Raw genomic sequence first — 24,134 nt, forward strand, 5'->3', positions numbered from 1 at the left:
CGCTCGATGTGATCGGCTCCGACCAGGCACCCAGAGTACGGGGTCTTCCTGAACGCGGTCCCCCACGGTCACGCGGGGCGGTCAGCAGCGGGTCGGCGTACCACCGGCGCGCAGGGTCTCCAGCGCCGTCAGGGCCTCGTCCAGCGACCCGACCCGCAGCAGCGGCAGGTCGGGCTGGGCGTTGCGGACGGCCTCGGCGCAGTTCGCCGCCGGAACCAGGAACGCCGTCGCGCCGGCCTGCTTCGCCCCCACCAGCTTCTGCGGGATGCCACCGATGGGGCCGACCCGGCCCGTGTCGTCGATCGTGCCGGTGCCGGCGATGATCTGGCCGCCGGTCAGGTCCTCCGGGGTGAGCTTGTCGACGATGCCGAGGGCGAACATCAGCCCGGCGCTCGGGCCGCCGATGTCCTCCAGGTCGATGGTGAGGGTGAACGGGTGCGGCTGCCGCTGCTCGATCTCGATCCCGATCCGGGGGCGGCCGTCCTGCTCCCCGCTGGTGACGGTGGCGGTCTCGGCGCGCCCGTCGCGGGTGTAGCCGATGCGCAGCGCCGTGCCCGCAGGCTTCGCCCGCACCAGCTCGGTCAGCCGGGACGCCAGCGGCACCGGCTCCCCGTCGACGGAGGTGATCACGTCGCCCGGCCGCAACACGCCGGCCGAAGGGCCGTCCGGGACCACCGCCTTGACCACGACCTGCACCTCGTAGCCGAGTTCACGCAGCGCCGCCGTCTCGGCGCTGGTCTGCGAGACCTGGAAGTCCTCGGCGTTGCGCTGCTCGACCTCCTCCTGCGTCTCCCCCGGCGGATAGACCAGCTCCCGCGGCACCACCGCCTCCTCGTCGGAGAACCAGCCCTGGATCGCCGAGCGCAGCCGCACGCCGGGCTGCACCCCCACGGTGGTGAGCCGCAACTGGCCGGCGGAGCGGGAGGTCTCCCGACCGGTGACCTGGATGACGTCCCGGCCGTCCTCCTCGCCGAGCGTGTTGACGGTCGGGCCGGGACCGAGCACCACGTACGGGATGGGCGTGCCGAGCACGCCGATGCTGAGCAGGGTGGTGAGCAGAGCACCGAGCAGGACGGTCAGGCCGCGACGTCTCATGCGGCAGAGCGTACCGACCGCCGGGGGCACTCCCGGCGGCTCGACCACGACTTCGCCCTCAGCGCAACGTCAGCGACGGCGACCTGGGGCGCGGCGCGCGTACCGTAGACGTCGTGCCTGATATTCCGTTCGGTTTCGCGCTCCCGGGTGGGCAACCACCAGACCCCAACGATCCCGCGCAGATGCAGCAGTTCATGTCGCAGTTGCAGCACCTGCTCGCCGCGCCGGGCAGCGGGCCGGTGAACTGGGACCTGGCCCGGCAGGTGGCCGCCAGTCAACTGGCCGCCACCGGTGACCCGGCGGTCACGCCGTTCGAGCGCAACGCGGTGGATGAGGCCCTGCGGCTCGCCGACCACTGGCTGGAGCCGGCCTCCGCGCTGCCGTCGGGCATCCGGACCTCGCTGGCCTGGAACCGCAACGAGTGGATCTACAAGACGCTGGACGTGTGGCGCAAGCTCTGCGACCCGGTGGCCAGCCGCATGGTCGGGGCGATGGGCGACCTGGTGCCGCCGGAGGCCCGTGCGCAGCTCGGCCCGATGCAGTCGATGGTCGCCACCCTCGGTGGCGCGTTGTTCGGCGGCCAGCTCGGCCAGGCGCTCGGCTCGCTCGCCGCGGAGGTGCTCTCCGCCGGTGACATCGGGCTGCCGCTCGGTCCGGCCGGCACGGCCGCGCTGATCCCGGCGAACATCCGGGCGTACGGCGAAGGGCTGGAGCTACCGGAGGACGAGGTACGCCTCTACGTTGCGCTGCGCGAGGCCGCCCACCAGCGGCTGTTCGAGCACGTGCCGTGGCTGCGCGGGCACGTGCTCACCGCCGTGGAGACGTACGCGGCCGGGATCCGGGTGAACCGGGAGGCGATCGAGGAGGCGATGGGGCGGGTCGACCCGACCGACCCGGAGTCGATGCAGGCGATCGCGCTGGAGGGCATCTTCACCCCGGAGGACAGCCCGGCGCAGAAGGCGTCCCTGGCCCGGCTGGAGACCGCGCTGGCCCTGGTGGAGGGCTGGGTCTGCCACGTGGTGGACAGCGCCGCCGGGCAGCGGCTGCCCAACGTCGTGGCCCTCGGCGAGGCGTTCCGCCGTCGGCGGGCGGCCGGCGGGCCGGCCGAGCAGACCTTCGCGGCCCTGGTCGGGCTGGAACTGCGGCCGCGCCGGCTGCGGGAGGCGGCGGCGCTGTGGGCCGCGCTCACCGAGCACCGGGGCATCGCGGGCCGCGACGACCTCTGGGGCCACCCGGATCTGCTTCCCTCGGACGACGACTTCGCCGACCCGGTGGCCTTCGCGACGGCCCAACTCGACCTGAGCGAGCTGGACAGCTTCGACTTCTCCGCGCCGGGCGGGCCGGAGGAGAAGGCACCCGGCGAGCGTGACGACCCGGACGGCGACACCCGCTCCTGATCCACCCCGGGGCGGTCCGCCTCGTCCTTGAGGCGGGGCGCGGCCAGGTCGGCGCTCAGCCGGGTCGGCCGGTGCCGGACAGCAGCGCCCGGGTGTTCTCCCAGCCGCCGAGGCCGGGGTCGAGGCGGGCCAGATCCGCCGGGCCGCGCAGCCGGTGCCAGCCGGGGGTGACGGCCAGTTCCCCGGGCCGGGGTGCCGCCGAGCGCACGGCCGCCGGCACGGCGGTGTCCAGGTCCAGCGCCGGCAGCCATCCCGGTACGGGCAGGCGGGCGGCGACGCCCAGGAGGCCGGGGGCGGCGCCCTCGGCCGGCGCGAGTGCCACCGGCCGGGTGGTGAGCGGGCGCAGCAGCTTGCCGACGATCAGTCCCGGCACGTCCGGGGCGTCGCCGGCGATGACCGCCGCCTGCGGGTGCCCGTCGTCGGGCGGGCCGCCCCCGGCGGTGGGTGCCTGGCCGGCAGCGGTGGACAGCGCGGCGAGCACCGCGTTCGGGGTGGGCTCGGGCACCTCGTGGACGATGGTGCCGGGCCAGATCACGGCCTCGGCCAGCCAGCGGTCGGCGGGAGTGACCGCGACCGCGGTGTCCACCTCGTTGAGCGTGGCGAGCAGGTCGACGACGTCCTCGGCGAGCGCGGTGCGCCAGGCCACCGGGTCGATGCCGGGCGGGGTCCAGGTCACCGGGGCGAGCAGCGCCACCACCACACGTCGAGCCACGTCTGCGACCCTACGCCGACGACGGCCGCGTCACCCTGCCGGGCCGCGCCGCCGGTGGGGTCGGTCCGGCGCGTGCCGGAGAACGCGGCTCAGTCCGGCGTGCCGGAGACCGCGGCGACGCCCTCCAGGTAGCCGCGGGCCCGTTCGGTCTTCGGGTACCGGCCGACCAGCGCCCAGAACTGGGCGTTGTGGCTGGGCACGATGAGGTGGGCCAACTCGTGCAGCAGCACGTAGTCGATGACCCAGTCGGGCATGTCCTGGATCCGGTGCGAGATGCGGATGGACCGGTCCGCCGGGGTGCAGGAGCCCCACCGCCCGTTCTGGTTGGTCACCCAGCGCACGCTGGCGGGCCGGGCACGGTCGCCGTACTCGGCGAGGTGCAGGGTGATCAACCGGTTGGCGCGGGTCAGCAGTTCGGCGTCGGAGCGGACGAACCGGCCCTCCCTGGCGGCGAGCCGGGCGAGCATCCGGTCGACCCACTCGCTCTCCTCGGCCCGCGAGAACTGGTCGGGGATGAGCACGACCACCCGCTCGCCGTCCCGGTACGCGGACACTGTGCGTCGCCGGCGCTGGCTGCGCCGTACCTCGACGACCGGCTTCCGCACCCCTGCCATCAGCGGGCCGCGCAGCCTCGGTTTCCGTTCACGAAGGAAAGCTAATGCCCTCTGACCAGGGCACCGCAAGAGTCAACACCACGACACACGCCCGGAAAATGGGGATTGGTCGCCAGGAGTCCCGAAAAATTTCTGTGCCGCTGGTCACGTCGGCCGACCGGCGCTCGTCGTGGACGCCCGGGGCCGGTTTCCAACCGCCGCCCACCACGTTAGGTGATCATTCACCGGGCCGCCCACCCGGGGGTGGCCGACGGGACCAGCGGCGGGCCGCGCTGCCGGGCCTGTGGCCCGTGCCGCCTGATCAGGGGCGATCTGATCGGCGTGTCCCCGCCAAACTGACTAATCCGACCTAATTCGCCGTGCACACTCTCGACGTCGACTAGCTCACAGTGTGGATGCACAGCTGACATGGAACCGCCCAGACCTGGGTAGGGTCCGCCAACCAGTGGTCACGCAGGTGGCCGCTGGAGAAGACCCCGGCGGCAACGCCCGCGTGACGCGCCGCCGGGACACCGCCGGGACGGCATCGGCCGGCGGACGAGACGAGGAGGGCTACCGTGGCCGACCAGGCCCAGACCTACAACGGTTACTGCGTCAAGTGCAAGGAGAAGCGGGACTTCGAGGGTCGCGTCGAGGTCTCGAAGACCGGCATGAACATGGCCAAGGGCAAGTGTCCGGTGTGCGGCACAACAGTGAACCGCATCCTGGGCAAGGCCAAGGTCTGACCCGTACGGGTTTCGCGGGAGGGGTGGCTCGCGGCCACCCCTCCCGCGTTGTGTTCACTGTCGGGTGACGGACACGGTTACCGGCCGGTTGTGGAAAACTCGCCGAATCCTGTGGACAACCCAGGACGTGCCGCCGAGCACCTGTGGACAACGATCCACGGAGCGCAGGGCAACGGTCACCATCGGTACCCATGAACCGTGCTCCTCTCCCCCGCCCCACCCTGCTACCCGGTCTCACCCGGCTCTGGCGGGACCGGCACACCCTCCAGCTCGGCCTCGAACCCGGGCGGGCGATCCTGGTGGAGATCGCCGACCCTCGGGCGGCCCGGCTGCTGGACCTGCTCGACGGCACCCGCAGCGAACGCCACGTGCTGACCAGGGCGAGCGGGGCCGACGTCCGCCCACAGGACGTCCGCCACCTGCTCGACGCCCTGCGGACGGCCGGGCTGGTCGTACCCGCGCACTCCCTGCTGCCCCGCGACCTGGCCGAGCCCCGGCGGGCCCGGCTCGGCGCGGAGGCCGGCGCGCTCGCGCTCGCCGCCGCCCGGCTGCCGGGCACGCCGGCCCAGGTGCTGCGACGGCGGCTGTCCGCCCGGGTGGTGGTGACCGGCACCGGCCGACTCGGCGCTCCGGTCGCCCTCGCCCTGGCCCAGGCCGGCGTGGGGCACGTCAGCCCCGACCTGCCGGGCCGGGTCGGCCCCGCCGATCTGGTCGGCACGGGCGTGCCGGCCACCGAGGTGGGACGCCCGCTGGCCGACGCGGTACGCGACGCCGTGGACCGCCTCGCCCCGGGCACGCTGACCGGGCCGCTGCGGCGGGGCCGGGTCGACCTCGTCGTCCAACTCTCCGCCGGGCGGCCGGCGGCGCTGTTGGCCGCCGGTCACGCCCGACGCCGGCAGGCGCACCTGCTGGTCGGCGTCCGGGAGGGGGTCGCGGTGGTCGGCCCGACCGTGCGACCGCCCGCCGGGCCGTGCCTGCACTGCCTCGACCTGCACCGCACCGATCGCGACCCTGCCTGGCCCGTGCTGGCCGCACAGCTCGCCACGGACGATCCCGGCGGGGCGTGCGCCGCCACCACCCTGATGGCGGGGGCCGCGTACGCCACCTCGGAGGCGTTGACCCACCTCGACGGGGGTGTCCCGGAGACCGTGGGCACGGCGGTGGAGGTGATCGGGGTGGGCCAGGTGCGCCGTCGGCACTGGCCGCCGCACCCCCGGTGCGGCTGCTCGGGCCAGGCACGGTGAGCGTACGGGCCCTTTCGGCGGGCACCCGACGCCGCGCGGCAACCCGGACGAACCGACCATCTTCAGGCGCGGCGGAGTGGTCAGCCCGGCCGCACGGCAGCAACGGAGCCGCCGAGTCGGTAACAATGGCCGGGTGACCGACATCCCGCGCCGGGCTGTGTCCCGGACCGCCAAGCTCGCCGCTCTGCCGCTCGGCTTCGCCGGTCGGACCGTCCTCGGCATGGGAAAGCGCGTCACCGGGCTCGCCTCCGACGTCATCTCCGCGGAGATCCAGCAGCGCACCGCCGAGCAGCTGTTCAGCGTGCTGGGCCAGCTCAAGGGCGGTGCGATGAAGTTCGGTCAGGCGCTGTCGGTGTTCGAGGCGGCCCTGCCGGAGGAGGTCGCCGCCCCTTACCGGCAGGCGCTGACGAAACTCCAGGAGTCGGCCCCGCCGCTGCCCGCCGCCAGCGTGCACAAGGTGCTCGCCGAGCAGCTCGGCCCGGCCTGGCGGGAGCGGTTCGTCTCCTTCGACGACACCCCCGAGGCGGCGGCCAGCATCGGGCAGGTGCACCGGGCGCTGTGGCGGGAGGACGACGGCAGCGGCCGGGACGTGGCAGTCAAGATCCAGTATCCGGGGGCTGGGGACGCCCTGCTCGCCGACCTCAAGCAGCTGTCCCGCCTCGGCGGGATGTTCCGGGCGCTCCAGCCGGGCCTGGACATCAAGCCGCTGCTGGTGGAGTTGCGCGAACGGATCACCGAGGAGCTCGACTACGAGCTGGAGGCCGAGTCGCAGCGCGCCTTCGCCGCCGCCTACGCCGACGACCCGGAGATCTTCGTCCCGGCTGTGGTGTCCTCGGCGCCACGGGTGCTGGTCACCGAGTGGGTGGAGGGCACCCCGCTGGCCGACATCATCCGCGAGGGCAGCGAGGAACAGCGCGACCACGCGGGTCGGCTGATGGCCACCCTGCACCTGTCCGCGCCGACGCGCGCCGGCCTGCTGCACGCCGACCCGCATCCGGGCAACTTCCGGGTGCTGCCCGACGGGCGCCTCGGCGTCATCGACTTCGGCGCGGTCGCCCGGATGCCCGAGGGAACACCGGAGCCGATCGGCCGCATCGCCGGACTGGCGTTGCGCGGCGACGCCGACGAGGTGGTGGCCGGGCTGCGGGCCGAGGGGTTCGTGAGTCCGACCGAGGAGATCGACGCGCAGGCCGTACTCGACTTCCTGCGACCGATGCTGGAACCGATCGCCGCACCCGAGTTCCGGTTCACCCGGGCCTGGCTGCGCGCCGAGGCGGCCCGGCTGGCCAGCCCGCGCTCACCCGCCTACCAGCTGAGCCGCCAGCTCAACCTGCCGCCTTCCTACCTGCTCATCCACCGGGTGACGCTCGGGTCGATCGGGGTGCTGTGCCAGTTGGAGGCCAAGGCCCCCTACCGGGCGGTCCTGCAACGCTGGCTGCCCGGCTTCGCCCCCACCGGCTGACACCTTCCGGTACGCCGAAGGGCGGGGGACCGTGACCGGTCCCCCGCCCTCCACAGTGGGTGGAACTACAGGACGCCCAGCTCGCGGGCCGACCGCTGACGGCTGGCCATGGCGACGGTACGGGCGGATCGGGTTGCCTCAGTGCTCGTGGTGGTGCGACCGGCCTGAGGCCGGGGCATTCGAGCCCTCGACAACGCTTCGTGGAGTAGTTGCATGTGGGTTTCGTTCGGCAGGTGCAGCATCGTCATCAGCTTTCTCGTGGCCGGTGCGGGGACCGGCGTGGGTGTAACGATCGGGAAGGTTGTCAGGCCGCCAGCCGGACCGCGTCGCGGGTGGACAGCCCGTTGGCTGCCAGCCGCGCCTCGGCCTCGACCCGGAGCGCGGCGTCGCGGGCCAGGTCCTCCTTGCGCGGACGGCCCCGGGGCCGCTTGCGCGGGACGACCGCGCCACGCTCGAAGATCTCGCCGCCCCAGACGCCCCAGGGTTCGGCCCGCTCGACCGCGCCGGCCAGGCACTCGACGCGCAGCGGGCAGTCCCCGCAGAGCGACTTGGCCAGCTCCAGGTCGGTGGGCGAGTCGGAGAACCACAGGTCGGGGTCGAACTTCCGGCAGGGCAGGTTCGCCTCCACCTCGACGGTCACGTCGAGTGGGGCCAACGCCAGACTCATCGCCCGGTCACCTCTCTCTCACTTCGATCTCGTGGATCGCTGTTCCGACGTACTTCGGCGGTGCAAAAAACTGAGGCCGCGGATCCCGGTAGCGGGTTCCGCGGCCTCGAGGTGAGCCGGTGGTCTGGTGGTCAGACCGGTCTACCTCGAGGTGGAACACCGCGGACGTCCATCCGCTTGGCGCCATCGACGCCCTTGCCCGTGAAGCCACTGGTGCCCTGGTATCCGTTCGGCGTGGTCGCGAGGATCAGCTCGGCCTGAGCCTCGACCCGGTGCGCCTGCGGAGCCCACGGTCGCGTGGCGACGGCGGTCGCCCGGACGGCCGTCGCCACAGGGGCGACGGTCAGGGCAGCCGACAGCGGAGCGACGGCAACGGGCAGCGCCGCCGGACGCTCGTAGATGCAGATCTCCATCGGTGCCACCTCCCTGACGTTCACTCGTGATCGGCTGAAACACCCCCTGTGAGCAGCCGGAACAGGCCCGCTCCCAAGGTGTGCCCTGAGGCTATGCCGCCCCGTAGGGCAAGGGCAAACGATTTAACGGCCAGATTCAGAAACTTTTCTGCGGGCAGATCTCGTCGACCGCCGCGCCCCCCACCAAGGCCAGCACCGCCTCGCCGTACAGGCCCAGCTTGCGCGGCCCGATCCCGGCGATCGCGATCAGCTCCTCCGCCCGGGTGGGTCGCCGCTCCGCCAGCGCGACCAGGGTGGCGTCGGTGAAGACGACGTACCCGGGCACCCGCTGCGCGCCGGCCACCCGCTGCCGCCACTCACGCAGCCGCTCGTGCAACTCGTCGTCGATGTCCGAGGGGCAGGTAAGGCACCGACCGAGTTTGCGGTCCCCGCCGGCGAGGAGGGTCGCGCCGCAGACCCGGCAGGACACCACCTGCACGCGCCGCCGCTCCGCCGGCCGCCGGGCGGGTCCACCGGCCCGCTCGCCGCCGCCGGAGCGGTCGAGCTGCGGCAGGAACCGCGAGGGGCGTCGGGCCCGCCCGCCCGGGGACCGGGCCGAGGCGTACGACAGCCAGAGCCACTCCCGCGCCCGGGTGACGCCGACATAGAGCAGCCGGCGTTCCTCCTCGACCTGCCCGGGTGTCCGCGCGTACGACGTGGGCAGGGTGCCCTCGGCGAGCCCCACCAGGAAGACGGCGTCCCACTCCAGCCCCTTCGCGGAGTGCAGCGAGGCCAGGGTCACCCCGTCGACGGTGGGCACGTGCTGCGCGGCGGCCCGGCGGGCCAGCTCGTCGGTGAAGTCGGCCAGGCTGACCGGCCGTTCCACCGTGGCGGCCTCGCCGATGGGCAGAAGCTGCGACCCCGCGTAATCCCCGGCGAGTTGCACCAGCGCGGCCAGCGCCTCCCACTGTTCACGCGCCGCGCCCCCGGCCGGTGGCGCGTCGGGTGTCCAGCCGACGGCGGCGAGCGCCTCCACCACGGCCGCCGGCAGCGGCGTCCGGGCCGGGATCGACCGGGTCGCCGCCCGCAGCGCCACCATCGCCTGGCGCACCTCGGCCCGCTCGAAGAACCGTTCCGCACCCTGCACCACGTACGGCACCCCGACCTCGGTGAGCGCCTTCTCGTACGCCTCGGACTGCGCGTTGGTGCGGAACAGCACGGCGATCTCCCGGGCCGGGGTGCCGGCGTCGACCAGGGCCCGGCAGCGGGCGGCGACGGCGGCGGCCTCGGCCGGCTCGTCGGTGAAGATCCGCAACTCGGGTTCGGGACCGGGTGGGCGCTGGCCGACCAGCTCCAGCCGCAGCCTCGCCTCCGCGCCCCGGGCCTGTGAGATCACCGCGTTGGCCAACCCGACGACCTGCGGCGTGGACCGGTAGTCGCGAACCAGCCGGACCACGGTGGCCCCCCGGTGCCGGCGCGGGAAGTCGATCAGATAAGCCGACGTCGCCCCCGTGAACGAGTAGATCGTCTGGCTGGCGTCGCCGACCACGGTCAGGTCGTCCCGGCCACCGAGCCACACCTCCAGCAGCCGCTGCTGGAGAGGGTTGACGTCCTGGTACTCGTCGACCACGAAGTGCCGGTACTGCGCGCGAATCTGCTCGGCGACGTCCGGGTGCTCCTCGATGCCCCAGACGGCGGCGCGCAGCATGTCCTCGAAGTCGATCACCCCGCCGGAACGTTTGAGCTTCTCGTACGCGGCGAACACCTCGGCGACCCGCGCCGGCTCGTGCGGGGTGTCCCGCAGCGCCTTGGCCGCCGCGACCACGTACTCGCCCGGTTCGACCAGCGACGACTTGGCCCACTCGATCTCACCGGCCAGGTCCCGCGCGGCGGCCCGGTCGGCCCGCAGGCCGACCCGGGTCGCGGCGAGGGTGACCAGCCGGACCTTGCTGTCCAGCAGTTCCGGCATGGCCCTTCCGGCCAGCAGCCGGGGCGCGAAGTAGCGCACCTGGCGCAGGGCCGCGGCGTGGAAGGTGCGCGCCTGCACGCCGGGCACCCCGAGCGCGGTGAGCCGGCTGCGCATCTCGGCGGCGGCGCGGGCGGTGAAGGTGACCGCGAGCACGTGCCGGGGGGAGATCTCCCCGCGCAGCGACCGGTGGGCGATCCGGGAGGTGACGGCCCGGGTCTTGCCCGTGCCGGCACCGGCCAGCACACAGACGGGGCCGGCCGGGGCGGTCACCGCCGCCCGCTGCTCCGGGTCGAGCCCGCCGAGCACGCGTTCGGACGTCGAGTGAACCACCACAGCGAGGAATTGTCTCAGCTCCACCGGACGTTGCAGTGGTTAGCCCGGGCTTGATCGGCAAGCAGCCGGGCGCGACGTTGGAGGATCTCACCATGCTGACGATGTATTCCACTCCCTGGTGCGGCTACTGCCACCGGCTGAAGTCGCAGCTCGACCGGGAGGGCATCGACTACCAGGTGGTCGACATCGAGCAGGATCCGGCGGCGGCCACCTTCGTGATGAGCGTCAACGGTGGCAACCAGACCGTGCCCACGTTGCGTTTCGCCGACGGCAGCGCCCTGACCAATCCCTCGATCAACCAGGTCAAGCAGCACCTGGCCAGCCTGTCCGCCTGACCTCGATCACGATCTGGTCGCCCGGGACGCCGACGCGTCCCGGGCGACCACGTCGTGAACGGGGGTGGACGGGCGGCGTGGGGCCGGGATGCGCGGTCGCGGGGCGGCCCCGGGCGGGCTGAGTTGGCGACCGTGCCACAGGTACGCCCCGGCGAGCAGGGTGAGCACGCCGATCAACGCGAACAGCAGCCGGTAGTCCACCACGCCGACCAGCAGCGCGCCGCCCCCGATCGAGAGCGCCTGCGGGCCGCTGACCACCGCCTCGGAGGCCGCCGCGACCCGGCCCAGCAGGGCACCCGGGGTGCGCCGCTGGATCAGGGTGTGCAGCCCCACCATGGTCAACGGCAGGGAGACGCCGGCCATCAGCACGGCCGCGAAGCCGAGCCAGAGGTTCGGGTACGCCAGGGCCAGCGCGGCCGGTCCGAAGAAGGCGACCCCGGCGGCGAGCGTGCCGACCTCCCCGGCCCGGCGGACCACGGCCGGCGAGAGCAGCCCGCCGACGAGCCCGCCGACGCCCTGCACCGTGACCAGCACGCCGACGAAGGCGGCGTCGCGGCCCAGCCCCCGGTCCACGTACGCGAAGATCAGCGACTCGGTGAAGCCCATCACGAGTGAGCCCAGCCCGTAGCCCAGCAGCGCCCGGCGCAGCGCCGGCTCACCCGACAGGTGTCGCAGCCCCGCGCTCAGTTCGGTGGTCCAGCGCAGCGTCGGCCCGGTCGGCGGGGTTTCGGTCACCCGCAGCGCCCCCACCACCAGCGCGGCGGTCAGGAATCCGGCCATCCCGACGGCGGCCAGCCCCGCCCCGCCGAGGGCCGCGTACAGTCCCGCGCCGGCCAGCGGGCCGACGAGCCGCAGCCCCTGGCGTACGGTCTGGAGCACCCCGTTGGCGTCGGCCAGCAGTTCGGCGGGCACCAGATGCCGGATCAGTCCACTGAGCACCGCGCTGAGCGTGATGTAGGACAGGCCGTAGAGCGCCGCGACGGTGTAGATGACCCACACGTCCGTCGAGTCCCGCACCGCGAAGAGCGGGGTGAGCGCCAGCGCGGTGACGAGGTTCGCGGCGACGAAGAACGGGCGGCGCGGGTAACGGTCCACGACCCAGCCGACCAGGGGGGCGAGGGTCATCGGCGCGATGATCGCGAAGATCGTCGCCCCGGCGAGTCCGTCCGAGCCGGTGAGATCCTTGACCCAGATGGCGAGCGCGAGCAGCAGGATCGACTCGGCGGCCATGCTGGCCAGCAACCCGCCGAAGAGCAGGCGGAAGTCGGGTCGACGCAGGACGGTGCGCATGGATCCCTCCGGCGGGGTGGGGCGGTTCGGGGCGCGGTTCGGTGCGGGGCGTCGGGTTCCGGACGGCGGCATACCGGCTCCCGTCGCACCCTTGCAGGGTCTCCGGATTTCTTCGGAGACACGCCCTCGCCGGAACCTCCGACGCCGGCCGCGACGTCCATACTGACCGTGGGGGGCGAATTCCATACAGTTACCGTCGCGTCTGCGGCGGTCGACGGGAAGAGAGGACACCGTGCCTCCTGCCTCACCCGGCCCGATCCTGCGTCGCCGCAGGCTCGGCACGGAGTTGCGCCGCCTACGCGAGGCCGCCGGTCTTACCGGTGAGCAGGTCATCGATCGCATCGGCTGGGCCTCCGCGTCCAAGTTGTCCCGACTGGAGAACGGTCGCAGCCGGCCCGACCCGCAGGACGTGCGTGACCTGCTGAGTCTCTACGGCGCCGACGAGGCGTCGCACGCCGAACTGCTGGGCATGACCCAGGAGGCCGGCGACATCCGGGGCTGGCTGCGCAACTTCCCGGTGATGACCCAGCAGCAGCGCGCCTTCGCCGAGTTGGAGGCCGGTTGCGCGGAGATCTCGGAGTACAACCCGGTGCTGGTGCCGGGGCTGTTGCAGACGCCGGGCTACGCCCACCTGCGGATCGCCTCGGCCCGCCAGGTGGCCGAGGGGGCGGGCGACCCCGAGGCGGGCGAGGACACCCGGACCGAGGTCCGCGCCCGGCAGGCCCGCCAGTCGTTGCTGACCCGTGGCGCCGACGCCCCCCGCTACACGGCGGTGCTGGAGGAGGCCGCGCTCGGTCGCCGGGCCGGGCCGCCGGAGGCGCTGCGGGATCAGCTCAGGCACCTGTGCGAGCTGGCCGAGCTGCCGAACGTCACCCTGCACGTGCTTCCCCGCGACACCCAGATCAACCAGTTCTACCTGCCGCCGACGGCGTTCTCGGTCTACCGGTTCGCCGATCCGCTCGATCCGGAGACGCTCGCCATCGAAGGGGGCTTCACCGACGTCATGTCGACCGAGGTAAACACCCTAAATCGATATAAAGTGGTGTTCGAGTGGCTATGCACGGCGGCGCTCTCCGCATCGGACACCCTCTCCTGGCTGAACGAGTCCTCGGGCCGGGTGTCCGACGTGGCGGCCCCGCCCACCGCGACGTACGGATCGGCAACGGCGCCGGCCCAGCGTCGCGGACACACCGGGCGCCTGACCGAGCGGTGATCCACCAGGGACCGCGATCAGGGGCGTGCCGGCCACTCGTTCCGTCGGTGGTTCACCTCAGGAGTGCAACGATGAACGAGATCCGCAACACGCCGTCCGTCCCCGCCCAGTTCGCGGACGCTCCATGGCGCAAGAGCACCCGCAGCCAGACCTCCAACTGCGTCGAGGTGGCACCCGTGCGCCCCGGCGCCACAGCGGTGCGGGACAGCAAGGACCCCGGCGGTCCGGTGCTGCTGTTCGAGCGGGCCGGTTGGCTCGGCTTCCTCACCGGCGCGCGGAACGGACAGTTCGACTCGCACTGAGTTCGCGCGTCCCCAGGGGCCGTCGGCGCACGCCGGCGGCCCCTGGGCGTACCCGTCCCCACGCGACCTCGCTGAGCAGGCATCGGATGATCGGCCCGTGCTCGCCGCCGATGGTCGCGTTTCACTTGCTGGGACGCCCGCCGGGCGTACGATGACGGCAATGTGACGTGGAAGTTCCACCCGTCACCACCTGTCGCGGGACATCCGGAGACCCCCATGCGGTTCCTGATCGTTCGCACCGAGATCCGCGCCGCCGCCGACGTGGACGTCGCCGCCGCGCTCGCCTGCGGTGGCCGGCTACGGGACGAGACGACCATCCCCGAACCCCGCCGGCAGGTGGTGCACGCCGAGAACCGGGAGGCGGCGCTGCTGCTGGCCCGCGCGCTGTCCACGGTAGGTGCCGTCCGCGCCGGCAGACAGCGGGTCAAGGTGGTCCCACTGCCCGGCCCCGACACCACGGGCGGCACCTGACCAGACGTCCGTCGTGGCCGGCCGGCTCCCCCGCCGCGTTCCCCGCCCCACCGGCCACGACGGCGCGGGTCCCCGGTCCGTGACCGTCGCGGCAACGACGGTCACGGGCCGGGACCGCACGTGCCGGGGCACCCGCCCCGGTCAGGGCCCGTCGAGCCAGCGCCGGATGAGGAACAACGCGATCGACGACGGCGGGGGCAGCACCAGGTGGGCACCGCCCGCGTCCACCTGCCCGCCGTCGACCGCCGCCCCGATCTCCCGCCGGGAGAACCATCGGGCGTACGCGATCTCCGTCGGGTCGAGCCGCACCGGGTGACGGGGGTCGGCGGTGGCGAGGAAGCCGAGCATCAGCGAGCCGGGAAAGGGCCAGGACTGGCTGCCCGCGTACGCGATGTCGGCCACCGCGACGCCGACCTCCTCGCGGACCTCGCGCAACACGGCCGCCTCGGCGGACTCCCCGGGCTCCACGTAACCGGCGAGACACGAGAAGCGCCGCTGCCCCGGCGTGCTCGGCCAGGTGACGTTGTTGCCGAGCAGGCAGCGACCCTCGGGGCCCGGCACCCCGTCGTGCACCAGCACGATCATCGCCGGGTCGGTACGCGGCCAGATCCGGTCCCCGGCCGGGTCCACCCGGGACCAACCGGCCTCGTGCGCCTCGGTCGGCTGCCCGCTGACCGGGTGGTAGAGGTGCCGCAGGTGCCAGTTGGTCAGCGCCAGCGCGGTGGTGAACAGGCCGGCGTCCCGGTCGCCGAGGAGGTGACCGATCTCCCGCAGATGCGCCGCACGGGTAGCCGGCAGCACCGGCAACCCGGCGTGCACGCAGAACACCGGCACCCCGTCCGGCTCGACGCCGAGGAACATCGCCCCCTCGGCGAGGGTCGAGGGCAGGTCCGCCGGGTCGAGCAGCACCAGCCTCGGCGGCGAGACGTCGGTGCGTACCAGCGCCCGCCCCTCGGCGGCGACGTCGAGCACCAACACCCGTGACCCGGCCCAGGCCCGCGCCAACCACTGCGGGTCCGTCCGCCGGTGCGCCGCCCGGTCCAGGGTGGACCGGGCCAGCGGTGGGGCCGGTTCGGCGCTCACGACACCCTCCCCGGCCGGTCGACGACCACCCCGGTCACCGCTCGGCCGGCACGGTGTCCAGCGCAGTCAGCGCGGCCAGGCCCGGGGCCACCCGTTCCGCGTCGCCCAGCACGACGGTGACCGCCCGGGACGGAGCCAGGTAGCGGGCCGCCGCCGCGGCGACGTCGTCCACGGTCGTCTTCGCCAGCCGGGCCGCGTGCTCGGCCAGGAAGTCCAGACGCAGCCCGTTGCCGGCGTAGGCACTGGTGAGCGAAGCCAGCCCGGCCTGGGTCGACATGCCGAGCTGGAGGGTGCCGAGGGCGTACTGGCGGGCCTGTTCCAGCTCGTCGGGCTTCGGCGGCAGCGTGGCCAGCCGACCCAGCTCGTAGCTGGTCTCCAGCAGGGCCGGCGCGGTCACCTCGGTGGCCACGTCGGCGGCGGCGACCAGCACCGAGCCGGCCACCGAGTGCTCCACCAGGGAGTGCGGCCCGTACGTGTAGCCCTTGTCCTCCCGGATGTTCTCCACCCAGCGGGAGGAGAAGTAGCCACCGAAGACGAGGTTGGCCAGTTGCAGGGCCGCATGGTCGGGATGGGTACGGGGCACCGCGGGCAGCGCCATCCGCAGCGAGGACTGCACCGCGCCCGGCCGGTCGACCAGCAGCAGCGGACCCGGCACCAGCGGCGGGGCGGGCGGCAGGTCGGCGACGTGCCCGGCACCGTTCCACCCCCCGAGGGCCTTCTCGGCGGCGTCCAGGGCACGCTCCGGCTGCACGTCACCGACCAGCACCAGCACCGCGTCGGCCGGATGCACCCGCTCGGCGTGCAGCTTGCGCAGCGCCGCGGGACGCACCGCGTTCACCTGGTCGGGCTCGGGGGTCTGCACCGCGTACGGGTGAGCGCCGTAGACACGGCGCAGCAGCGCGGTGCGGGCCAGGTGCGAAGGCTGGCTGCGGGCGACCTGGATCCGGTCGACCAGCCGGTCCCGCTCCGTGCCGACCTCGTCGCCGGGATAGGTCGCGCCGGTGAGCACCTGCCCGAGCAGGTCGAGCATCCGGTCGAGCCCGGTCACCAGGCCGGCACCGGAGAGCATCAGCCGGTCGGGGTCGATGCCGGCGGACAACCCGCCGCCGACCGTCTGTAGTTCGGCGGCGAGCCGCACGCTGGACAGCGTGTCGGTGCCGGAGAGCATCGTCTGCGCGAGCATCGCGCCCCGGGCCAGGTGAACCCGGCCGAAGGGCATCCAGAGCCGCAGCTCGATCAGCGGAACGGCGGGCCGGCGGACCGCGATCACGGTCAACCCGTTGCCGAGTCGCCGCTCGGCCTGCTTCGGCAGCTTCAGCCGGCGGGTGGGGCCGAGCGGCGGCAGCGTACGCGGACCGGCCTGGACAACTGCACTCACTGAACCACCTTCGTTCGCGACTGCGGGGCTCGCAAACCCGGCTCACTCCTCGCACTCACTGAACCACCTTCGTTCGCGACTGCGGGGCTCGCAAACCCGGCTCACTCCTCGCACTCACTGGCGGCCACCTCCCGGGACGATCTCGACGGACGCGCGGCGCTCCGGCCGCAGGGTGGCGGCGGCGGCACGGACCTGCTCCTCACCGACCTCGCCGACGAGCCGGGGCAGGTCGTTGAGCAGGCCCGGCTCACCGCGCTGCTGCTCCAGCACCGCCATCCGCAGCGCCCGGCCGAGCACCGCGTCGGTATCGCGCAGCAGGTGGGTGGCCATCCGGGCCTGGGTGCGGGCCAGTTCGCCCTCGGCCAGCCCGTCGGTGGCCAGCCGGTCGAGTTCCTCGTCGACGGTGCGCAGCACCTTGTCCGCGTCGCCGCTCGGCGGCAGGTGCGCCTGGAGCAGCAACGCCGTCGGGTCGCGCACGTCGAACGGGTCGCCCATGAAGCCGAGGTAGCCGCCCAGGCTGGTCACCGAGCGGTCGCGCTGAACCAGGCGCTCGACCAGCCGGGACGCGTCGCCGTCGGTGAGCACCTCGGCCAGCACCACGTACGGCAGGTAGGCGGCGAAGTCGCCGACCGGGTCGGGCACCCGCCAGGCCGATGCCACCGCCGGCAACGGGGCCAGCTTGTCGGTGTACGACGTGCGTCGCTCGGCGGTCAGGTCGGGTTCGGTGAAGTCGGGCCGCACCGGCGCGGGCCGGGCCGGAACGTCGCCGAAGTGCCGCTCGATCAGCGCGGTGGCCTCGACGACGTCCACGTCCCCGCTGACCGCCAGGACGGCGTTGCCGCTGGCGTAGTAGCGGCGGAAGAAGTCGGCGGCGTCGGTGACGGTTGCCGACTCCAGGTCGTCGAAGGAACCGTAGCCGTCGTGGGCGTTGGGGAAGGTGTCGAACATGACCGGCGGCAGGGTCAACCAGGGAAACCCGCCGTACGGCCGGTTCAGCACGTTGACCCGGATCTCCTCCTTGACCACGTCGACCTGGTTGCGCAGGTTCTCCTCGGTCAGCCGGGGGCCGCGCATCCGGTCGGCCTCCAGGAACAACGCCCGTTCCAGGGCGTTGCTCGGCAGGGTCTCGAAGTAGTCGGTGTAGTCGAGGTGGGTGGAGCCGTTGAAGGTGCCGCCCGCGCCCTGCACGTGCCGGAAGTGGGCCAGCTTCTCCAGGTTCTCCGAGCCCTGGAACATCAGGTGTTCGAAGAGGTGGGCGAAGCCGCTGCGCCCCTCGGGTTCGGAGCGGATGCCGACGTCGTAGACCACCGCCACCCCGATCACCGGGGCACTGCGGTCGGGGGTGAGCACCACCCGCAGGCCGTTGTCGAGGGTGAACCGCTCGACCGGGTACTTCGTCGCTGGAATTCTCGATCTCCGCGCCGCCACGGGATCGACCCTAGCGCGTCGGCACTGCCCTCACCGGTGACCTCCCCGGGCGCGGCACTCCGCCGGACGGGTGGGCCGGAACGGGCGGCCCGGCGAACCCCACCAACCACCCCCGGCCCAGCCGTCTCAGCCGGCGTGCACGTCGGTCCGCCCGGCCGTCCCGGGCGGACCGTGCAGCTCCACCAGCCCGGCGGGGCCCGCCCCGCCGGGCTGCGCCGGCCAGGGCGTGAAGGCGACGGCCAGGGCGAGCAGCAGCCCGACGGCCGCGACCGCGACAACCAGGAGCAACTCACGCACCGCCGCCACGTCGACGTCGTACGCCATGACACATCCCCTCTGCGCCGAGCCGACCCCCCGGCTCGTCCCCCGGGGGTCAGCCTTCCCGGCACGCCGGAGGGAGTCAGTCGGCCAGCCGACGCAACCGCCGCCGATTGGCGACTCGGTTGCGGTCGGCGGGGCCGGTACGGCGCGGGCGTGCTGGTGGCCACGCCGGGCGGTGACGCCTCAGGTGGTGCTGGTGGCCACGCCCGGCGGTGACGCCTCAGGCGGTGCGGGGGCGGCGGGCCCGGCGGGGGCGGCCCGAGGCCCGGTGCGGCGTCGCGCCGCCGTCACCGCCACGACCGCCCTGCGGGGCCCGACCTCCGGCGGCGGGGCGGCCCTCACCGGCGAAGCGGCTCTCGTCCACCCGCCCGGCTCCGGCGCCCCGGCCCCCCGACCGACGGGTGCCGCGACCGGCGGTGGCGACCGACGGGGTGGGCACGACGATGGTCACCGGTACGCCCGACGGCTCCCGGGCCCCGGTGACCCGGACCAGCGCCTCGTCGCCGACGGAGCGCACCTCGGTGGCCTGCGGGCGGATGCCGGCGGTGGCCATCAGCCGGGACACGTCCCGCCGTTGTTCCGGCAGCACCAGGGTGACCACGGTCCCCGACTCCCCCGCCCGGGCCGTACGCCCGCCCCGGTGCAGGTAGTCCTTCGCCTCGGCCGGCGGGTCGACGTTCACCACCAGGTCGAGCCCGTCCACGTGGATGCCGCGCGCCGCCACGTCCGTGGCGACCAGGGCGGTCACCTGCCCCGTGCGGAACTGCTCCAGGATGCGGGTGCGCTGCGGCTGCGACTTGCCCCCGTGCAGGGCGGCGGCGCGTACCCCTTTGGAGAGCAGTTGCCGGGCGAGACGGTCGGCGCGGTGCTTGGTCCCCATGAACAGGATGGTGCGGCCCTCCCGGGCCGCGATGCGGGTCAACGCGGCCGGCTTGTCGGCCGCGTCCACGTGCAGGAGATGGTGGGTCATCGCGGTGACCGTGGCGGTGCCCGGATCGACGGAGTGGGTCACCGGGCTGGTCAGGAAGCGGCGGACCAGTCGGTCCACGCCACCGTCCAGGGTGGCCGAGAACAGCATCCGCTGGCCGTTCGGGGCCACCTGCTCCAACAGCTTGGTGACCTGCGGCAGGAAACCCATGTCGGCCATCTGGTCGGCCTCGTCCAACACCGTGACGGCCACCTGGTCCAGCCGGGCGTCCCCCCGGTTGATCAGGTCGTGCAGCCGGCCGGGCGTGGCCACCACCAGTTCGGCACCGGTACGCAGGGCGTCCGCCTGGCGTTGCAGCGACAGCCCACCCACGACGGTGGCGCAGCGCAGCCCGAGGGCGCGGGCGTACGGGGCGAGCGCCGTGGTGACCTGCTGGGCCAGTTCCCGGGTCGGCACCAGCACCAGCGCCAGCGGCCGGCCGGGTCGGGCGCGGTGGCCGGCGGTGCGGTGCAGCAGCGGCAGCCCGAACGCCAGGGTCTTGCCCGAGCCGGTGCGGCCCCGGCCGAGCACGTCCCGGCCGGCGAGCGAGTCCGGCAGGGTGGCCGACTGGATCGGGAACGGCGCGGCGATGCCCTGCGCGGTCAACTCGGCGAGCAGGGCCGGCGCCAGCCCGGTGGCGGCGAAGGTCGGAAGAGTGGTGGTCATGCGAAAGCCTTCCTCGACGCGGCACGTGTCGAGGAAGGCGCCCTGAGGCGCGCGCCGGACGGCACAGCCGCCAGGCGGTCGCAAGCACGAACCGAAGGTTCCGGGCGGTCCGCCCACGCCGTCGACGTCGCGCGCCCGGAAGGGCGCGGCGTGTTGTCGCGGCGGGGCGGACCGGCCGGGCCACCGCGCCCGGCGGGCGCGGTGGGTGTCACACGGTGATCCGGCGGATCAGAGCGGACGGATGTTCTCCGCCTGCGGGCCCTTCTGGCCCTGGGTCACCTCGAACTCGACCCGCTGGTTCTCGTCCAGGCTCCGGTAGCCGGAGGACTGGATCGCCGAGAAGTGGGCGAAGACGTCGGCGCCGCCGCCGTCCGGGGTGATGAAGCCGAAGCCCTTGTCAGCGTTGAACCACTTGACGGTGCCAATAGCCATGTCTGTTTCGTCTCCTTGACGGAACGGTCGACCCGCACGTGTTGCGGGCCGGAGAGGAGCGATCCGCGCGGGATGCGTGGATCGCCTGTCGCTGCTGGTCGCCCCGCCCGGAGAACTCCGGACACAACAAAGAGCGCCTGGGGCCACAATCCGCCAGGCGCACACAGAGTCTCTGGAAACCAAAACTGCAACACCGACAACCTACCACGCCCGACGCGATCCGCTCACCCTCTCGCCGGAATTCCTGCTCCCGGAAGTTCCGCGATCAGTGCGGTGAGCCCCTCGACGTCGAGCAGGTCGGCCGGACGGACGGTCACCCCGTCCCGCACGTAGTGGAACGCCGCGCCCACCCGGTCCACGGGCACGCCCGCCAGCTCCGCCCAGGCCAGCCGGTAGACGGCCAGCTGCACGGCGGCCGCCTCGGCCGCCCTGCCCACCGGCTGCCCCCCGGTCTTCCAGTCGACCACGTCGAACCGCCCACCCGGGCGGGCGAAGACGGCGTCCATCCGACCCCGGACCACCACCCCGGCGAGGACCGTGGCGAACGGCACCTCCACCTCGACCGGCACCCGGTCGGCCCACTCGCTGGCCAGGAAGCGCTCCTGAAGCTCGGCGAGGGCCTCGTCGGGCGCGGCGTCAGCGTCCGCCGCGCCCGGCAGCTCGTCGACGTCGAGCAGCCGGTCCGCCCCGAACCGCTGCTCCAGCCAGGCGTGGAACGCGGTGCCCCGGCGGGCGTACGGACTGGGTTCGCTGGGCAGCGGCCGACGCAGGGCCCGGGCCAACGCCTCCGGATCCCGGCGCAGGGCGACCAGCTGGGTCACCGACAACTGCCCCGGCACGGCCACCTCCACCGGGCCGGACAGCTTCGTCAGCTCGGACCGCTCGGCCAGCAGCAGATCAGCCTCCCGCTCCCAGCGGGCCACCTCCGGATCGTCCGCGACCCCGTTGGCGGGGGCGGGCCCGTCGGCGGGGACGGGCCTGCCGGGGCCGTCGCCGGCTGCCAGGTTCCGGCGCACCAGCGCCGCCGCCTCGGCCAGTGCGGGCCGGCGGACGCCCAGCGGGTCGGCCGGCCACTCGGCCCGCAACACCACCTCGGTGGTCGGGTTGACCGCGTCCGGTGTCGGCTCCGGGGCCCACTCGTCGACCAGGTGGCCCGTGCCGCCGTCCAGGCACGCGTCGTGCACCTCGCGCAGCAGCACCGACGGCCCGCGCGGGCGCTTCACACCCTCGCCCCACCAGTGCCCGGAGCAGAGCAGCAGCCGACGGGGGCGGGTGACCGCGACGTACGCCAGCCGCCGTTCCTCCCGCTCGTCGTGCGCCCGCCAGGAGTCGGTGAAGTCCTCCACTGCCCGGGCCACCCCACGCTGGTCGCCCACCTCGGCCAGGTCGAGGTGCGGCAGCCCGTCGGCGTCGCCCCGCAGCGGGAACGGCAGCACCCCCAACCCGCCGAGCCAGTGGTCGGAGTTGCGCACCGGCCCCGGCCAGATCCCCCGGCTCAGCCCGGCCACCGCCACCACGTCCCACTCCAGACCCTTGGCGGCGTGCGCGGTGAGGATCTGCACCGCACCCTCGACCACCTCCACCTCGCCGGGCGCCAGTCCGCGTTCCTCGTCCTCGGCGGCGGTCAGGTAGGCCAGGAACCCGGCCAGGGTGGCCCCCGGCGTCTCCCCGCTGAACCGGGCGGCCACGTCCCCCAGCGCGTCGAGGTGCCCACGCGCCAGGCCCGCGTCGCCCGCGCCGTCGTGGCCGGCCCGTACGGCGACCTCCACGTCCAACCCGATGGTCCGCTCGATGTCCGCGATCAGTTCCGGCAGGGACTGGTCCAGGCGGTAGCGCAGCAGACCCAGCTCGTGGGCGTACGCGCGCAGCCGGGCGTAGCCCTCCGCCGAGTACGCCTGCGCCGGGCCGAGGTCGGCCAATGCCTCCACCAGGGTGGCCTCGTCCAGCAGATCCGGGGTGATCTCCGGGGCCCCGTCGTCGGCGAGCTGCCGACGGGCGGCGGCGAGGGTCTTCGCCCGCCGGTGCAGGGCCACCAGATCGCGCGGGCCGATCCGCCAGCGGGCCCCGGTGAGCAGCCGCAGCAGCGCCGCCCCGTCGGTCGGGTCGGCCAGCACCCGCAACGTGCACACGACATCCCGCACCTCGGGGGTGTCCAGCAGGCCGCCCAGGCCGACCACCTCGACGGGCAGGCCCCGGGCGCGCAGCGCCGACTCGATCGCCGGGATCTGGCTGCGCAGCCGCACCAGCACGGCCGTGGTGGGGCGCCGGGCCACCGGGATGTGCTCGGGCAGCGCGCCGGGGTTGCCGCCCGCCGCCCGCCACGCCGCCAGGACGCTGTCGGCGATCCAGTCGGCCTCGTCGGCGTACGTCGTCAGCAGCGCACAGTGCACGGTGCCGGCGGCGGCCCCACGAGGGCTGCGGTGCGGGATCGGGTCGGCGACGCTCAGCGCGGCGTGCAGCTCCGGCACCCGGGCCCCCGCGGCGCGCAGCGGGGTCGCCAGCGCGTTGGCCACCCCGAGGATCTCCGGGCGGTTGCGCCAGCTCGTGGTGAGGCCGAGCACCCGGGCCGGACCGCCGTCGGAGCGGGCGAACTCGGTGGGGAAACGGTCCAGGGTGCCGGCGCTGGCCCCCCGCCACCCGTAGATCGACTGGCAGGGATCGCCGACGGCGGTCACCGGGTGCCCGCCGCCGAACAACGCGTTGAGCAGCACCACCTGGGCGTGGCTGGTGTCCTGGTACTCGTCGAGCAGCACCACCCGGAACCGGTCCCGCTCGATCTCGCCGACGCCCGGGTGGTCCCGGGCCACCCGGGCCGCCCGGGCGAGCTGGTCGGCGAAGTCCATCGCCTCGAAGTCGTCCTTGCGCCGGGCGTACGCGCGCACCAGCGGCAGCAGCTTCAGCCGGGTCTGCTGGAGCGCGAGTGCCCTGCGCACGTCGGCGTAGACCCGGCCGGGGCGGGACTGCACGTCGGCGAAGAACCGGCCCGTCCAGGCGGCCAGGGCGTCCGGGGCGACGAGATGCTCGTCCAGCTCTCCGGCCAGCGCCAGCACCGCGTCGGTGACGGTGCTCGGCATCCGGTCCACCCCGGTCATGTCGCCGTCGTAGTTGCGCACGATCAGGTCGACCAGCTGCCACCGGGACGCCTCGGTGAGCAGCCGGGTCGACGGCTCGTAGCCGGCCCGCAGGCCGTGCTCGGTGACGATGCGGCCAGCGTACGAGTGGTACGTGGACACCGTCGGTTCTCCCGCGAGGGGATCGTCCAGCGGGTCGCGCCCCCGCCTGCCGAGGCGGCGTACGAGCTGGTCGAGTCGGGTCCTCACCCGGTGCGCCAGCTCGCCGGCCGCCTTGCGGGTGAAGGTCAGCCCGAGCACCTGCTCGGGGCGCACGTACGAGTTGGCCACCAGCCAGACCACCCGGGCGGCCATCGTCTCGGTCTTGCCCGAGCCGGCACCCGCGACCACCAGCAGCGGCTCGACGGGCGCGGCGATGATCTCCGCCTGCTCCCGGGTCGGCGCGGGCAGGCGCAGCAGCCGGGCCAGCTCCACCGGGGTGTAGCGGGGGCCCGCGTCGGGCCTGCGGGGCACCGGCGGGACGGTGCCGAACAGGGCGGGCTGGGTCACCGGGTCACCCTAGGGCCG

At 73.9% G+C, this 24,134-nt stretch carries 22 protein-coding genes; 8 read left to right on the forward strand and 14 right to left on the reverse strand.

The genetic code is table 11. The features are described from left to right. Positions 1-81: 81 nt before the first annotated feature. Positions 82-1,095 (reverse strand): YlbL family protein, encoded by a 1,014-nt coding sequence (locus GA0070616_RS08160; protein ID WP_091090245.1) that lies wholly within the window; start codon positions 1,093-1,095, stop codon positions 82-84. 113 nt (positions 1,096-1,208) lie between these two features. Between GA0070616_RS08160 and GA0070616_RS08165 the strand changes: the two genes are divergently transcribed. Next, positions 1,209-2,492, forward strand: coding sequence for a zinc-dependent metalloprotease (locus GA0070616_RS08165; RefSeq protein ID WP_175440013.1), 1,284 nt, complete (start codon positions 1,209-1,211; stop codon positions 2,490-2,492). Between the two features lie 55 nt (positions 2,493-2,547). On the opposite strand, the gene GA0070616_RS08170 is transcribed toward GA0070616_RS08165, so the two are convergent. Both GA0070616_RS08170 and GA0070616_RS08175 read right to left on the reverse strand, forming a co-directional pair. Continuing rightward, positions 2,548-3,204, reverse strand: a complete 657-nt coding sequence (locus tag GA0070616_RS08170; RefSeq protein WP_091078816.1) for a hypothetical protein — start codon at positions 3,202-3,204, stop codon at positions 2,548-2,550. 89 nt (positions 3,205-3,293) lie between these two features. Beyond that, entirely contained in the window at positions 3,294-3,818 is a 525-nt protein-coding gene (locus GA0070616_RS08175; RefSeq protein WP_091078820.1) for a M48 metallopeptidase family protein, read from the reverse strand. 557 nt (positions 3,819-4,375) lie between these two features. Between GA0070616_RS08175 and GA0070616_RS28030 the strand changes: the two genes are divergently transcribed. The 3 genes from GA0070616_RS28030 (at position 4,376) to GA0070616_RS08185 (ending at position 7,249) form a co-directional block, all read left to right on the forward strand. Beyond that, a complete protein-coding gene (locus GA0070616_RS28030) occupies positions 4,376-4,543 on the forward strand; it encodes a DUF5679 domain-containing protein (RefSeq protein WP_012014940.1) in 168 nt (55 codons plus the stop codon). Between the two features lie 191 nt (positions 4,544-4,734). Next, entirely contained in the window at positions 4,735-5,787 is a 1,053-nt protein-coding gene (locus tag GA0070616_RS08180) for a ThiF family adenylyltransferase (protein WP_091078823.1), read from the forward strand. A 133-nt stretch (positions 5,788-5,920) separates the two neighbouring features. Then, positions 5,921-7,249 carry an ABC1 kinase family protein gene (locus GA0070616_RS08185; RefSeq protein WP_091078827.1) on the forward strand — a complete coding sequence of 443 codons (1,329 nt, stop codon included), beginning with the start codon at positions 5,921-5,923 and terminating at the stop codon, positions 7,247-7,249. A gap of 304 nt (positions 7,250-7,553) precedes the next feature. Here GA0070616_RS08185 and GA0070616_RS08195 read toward each other — a convergent pair whose 3' ends face one another. From GA0070616_RS08195 to GA0070616_RS08205, 3 genes are all read right to left on the reverse strand, one after another. Beyond that, positions 7,554-7,916, reverse strand: coding sequence for a WhiB family transcriptional regulator (locus GA0070616_RS08195; protein ID WP_091078834.1), 363 nt, complete (start codon positions 7,914-7,916; stop codon positions 7,554-7,556). Between the two features lie 131 nt (positions 7,917-8,047). Further along, positions 8,048-8,329, reverse strand: coding sequence for a hypothetical protein (locus tag GA0070616_RS08200; protein WP_091090248.1), 282 nt, complete (start codon positions 8,327-8,329; stop codon positions 8,048-8,050). A gap of 136 nt (positions 8,330-8,465) precedes the next feature. After that, positions 8,466-10,610, reverse strand: coding sequence for an ATP-dependent DNA helicase UvrD2 (locus GA0070616_RS08205; protein ID WP_091078840.1), 2,145 nt, complete (start codon positions 10,608-10,610; stop codon positions 8,466-8,468). 92 nt (positions 10,611-10,702) lie between these two features. Here GA0070616_RS08205 and GA0070616_RS08210 point away from each other — a divergent pair, with 92 nt between their 5' ends. Continuing rightward, positions 10,703-10,945 carry a mycoredoxin gene (locus GA0070616_RS08210; RefSeq protein ID WP_091090251.1) on the forward strand — a complete coding sequence of 81 codons (243 nt, stop codon included), beginning with the start codon at positions 10,703-10,705 and terminating at the stop codon, positions 10,943-10,945. Positions 10,946-10,951: 6 nt separating this feature from the next. Here the strand turns inward: GA0070616_RS08210 and GA0070616_RS08215 are convergent, their stop codons facing one another. Then, positions 10,952-12,235: an MFS transporter gene (locus GA0070616_RS08215; RefSeq protein ID WP_245712699.1), complete on the reverse strand. Its 1,284-nt coding sequence runs from the start codon at positions 12,233-12,235 to the stop codon at positions 10,952-10,954. Positions 12,236-12,467: 232 nt separating this feature from the next. Between GA0070616_RS08215 and GA0070616_RS08220 the strand changes: the two genes are divergently transcribed. The 3 genes from GA0070616_RS08220 (at position 12,468) to GA0070616_RS08230 (ending at position 14,221) form a co-directional block, all read left to right on the forward strand. Then, complete coding sequence (locus GA0070616_RS08220; RefSeq protein WP_091078847.1) at positions 12,468-13,448, forward strand: helix-turn-helix domain-containing protein; 981 nt, start codon at positions 12,468-12,470, stop codon at positions 13,446-13,448. Positions 13,449-13,519: 71 nt separating this feature from the next. Beyond that, positions 13,520-13,750: a DUF397 domain-containing protein gene (locus GA0070616_RS08225; RefSeq protein WP_091078850.1), complete on the forward strand. Its 231-nt coding sequence runs from the start codon at positions 13,520-13,522 to the stop codon at positions 13,748-13,750. 216 nt (positions 13,751-13,966) lie between these two features. Beyond that, positions 13,967-14,221 (forward strand): hypothetical protein, encoded by a 255-nt coding sequence (locus GA0070616_RS08230; RefSeq protein WP_091078854.1) that lies wholly within the window; start codon positions 13,967-13,969, stop codon positions 14,219-14,221. A gap of 141 nt (positions 14,222-14,362) precedes the next feature. On the opposite strand, the gene nudC is transcribed toward GA0070616_RS08230, so the two are convergent. From nudC to GA0070616_RS08265, 7 genes are all read right to left on the reverse strand, one after another. Further along, a complete protein-coding gene (gene nudC / locus GA0070616_RS08235; RefSeq protein WP_091078857.1) occupies positions 14,363-15,304 on the reverse strand; it encodes an NAD(+) diphosphatase in 942 nt (313 codons plus the stop codon). A gap of 34 nt (positions 15,305-15,338) precedes the next feature. Then, a complete protein-coding gene (locus GA0070616_RS08240; protein ID WP_091078861.1) occupies positions 15,339-16,682 on the reverse strand; it encodes a M16 family metallopeptidase in 1,344 nt (447 codons plus the stop codon). Positions 16,683-16,796: 114 nt separating this feature from the next. Further along, on the reverse strand, positions 16,797-18,110 hold the full coding sequence (locus tag GA0070616_RS08245; RefSeq protein ID WP_091078864.1) for a M16 family metallopeptidase: 1,314 nt from the start codon (positions 18,108-18,110) through the stop codon (positions 16,797-16,799). A 126-nt stretch (positions 18,111-18,236) separates the two neighbouring features. Continuing rightward, on the reverse strand, positions 18,237-18,434 hold the full coding sequence (locus GA0070616_RS08250; protein ID WP_091078868.1) for a hypothetical protein: 198 nt from the start codon (positions 18,432-18,434) through the stop codon (positions 18,237-18,239). A gap of 217 nt (positions 18,435-18,651) precedes the next feature. Next, positions 18,652-20,064 carry a DEAD/DEAH box helicase gene (locus GA0070616_RS08255; protein WP_091078871.1) on the reverse strand — a complete coding sequence of 471 codons (1,413 nt, stop codon included), beginning with the start codon at positions 20,062-20,064 and terminating at the stop codon, positions 18,652-18,654. Positions 20,065-20,292: 228 nt separating this feature from the next. Further along, positions 20,293-20,496 (reverse strand): transcription antiterminator/RNA stability regulator CspE, encoded by a 204-nt coding sequence (gene cspE, locus GA0070616_RS08260; protein WP_007464836.1) that lies wholly within the window; start codon positions 20,494-20,496, stop codon positions 20,293-20,295. Positions 20,497-20,720: 224 nt separating this feature from the next. Continuing rightward, positions 20,721-24,116, reverse strand: coding sequence for an ATP-dependent helicase (locus GA0070616_RS08265; RefSeq protein WP_091078875.1), 3,396 nt, complete (start codon positions 24,114-24,116; stop codon positions 20,721-20,723). Positions 24,117-24,134: the final 18 nt, after the last annotated feature.

This window comes from Micromonospora nigra (genome assembly GCF_900091585.1).
Lineage (GTDB): Bacteria > Actinomycetota > Actinomycetes > Mycobacteriales > Micromonosporaceae > Micromonospora > Micromonospora nigra.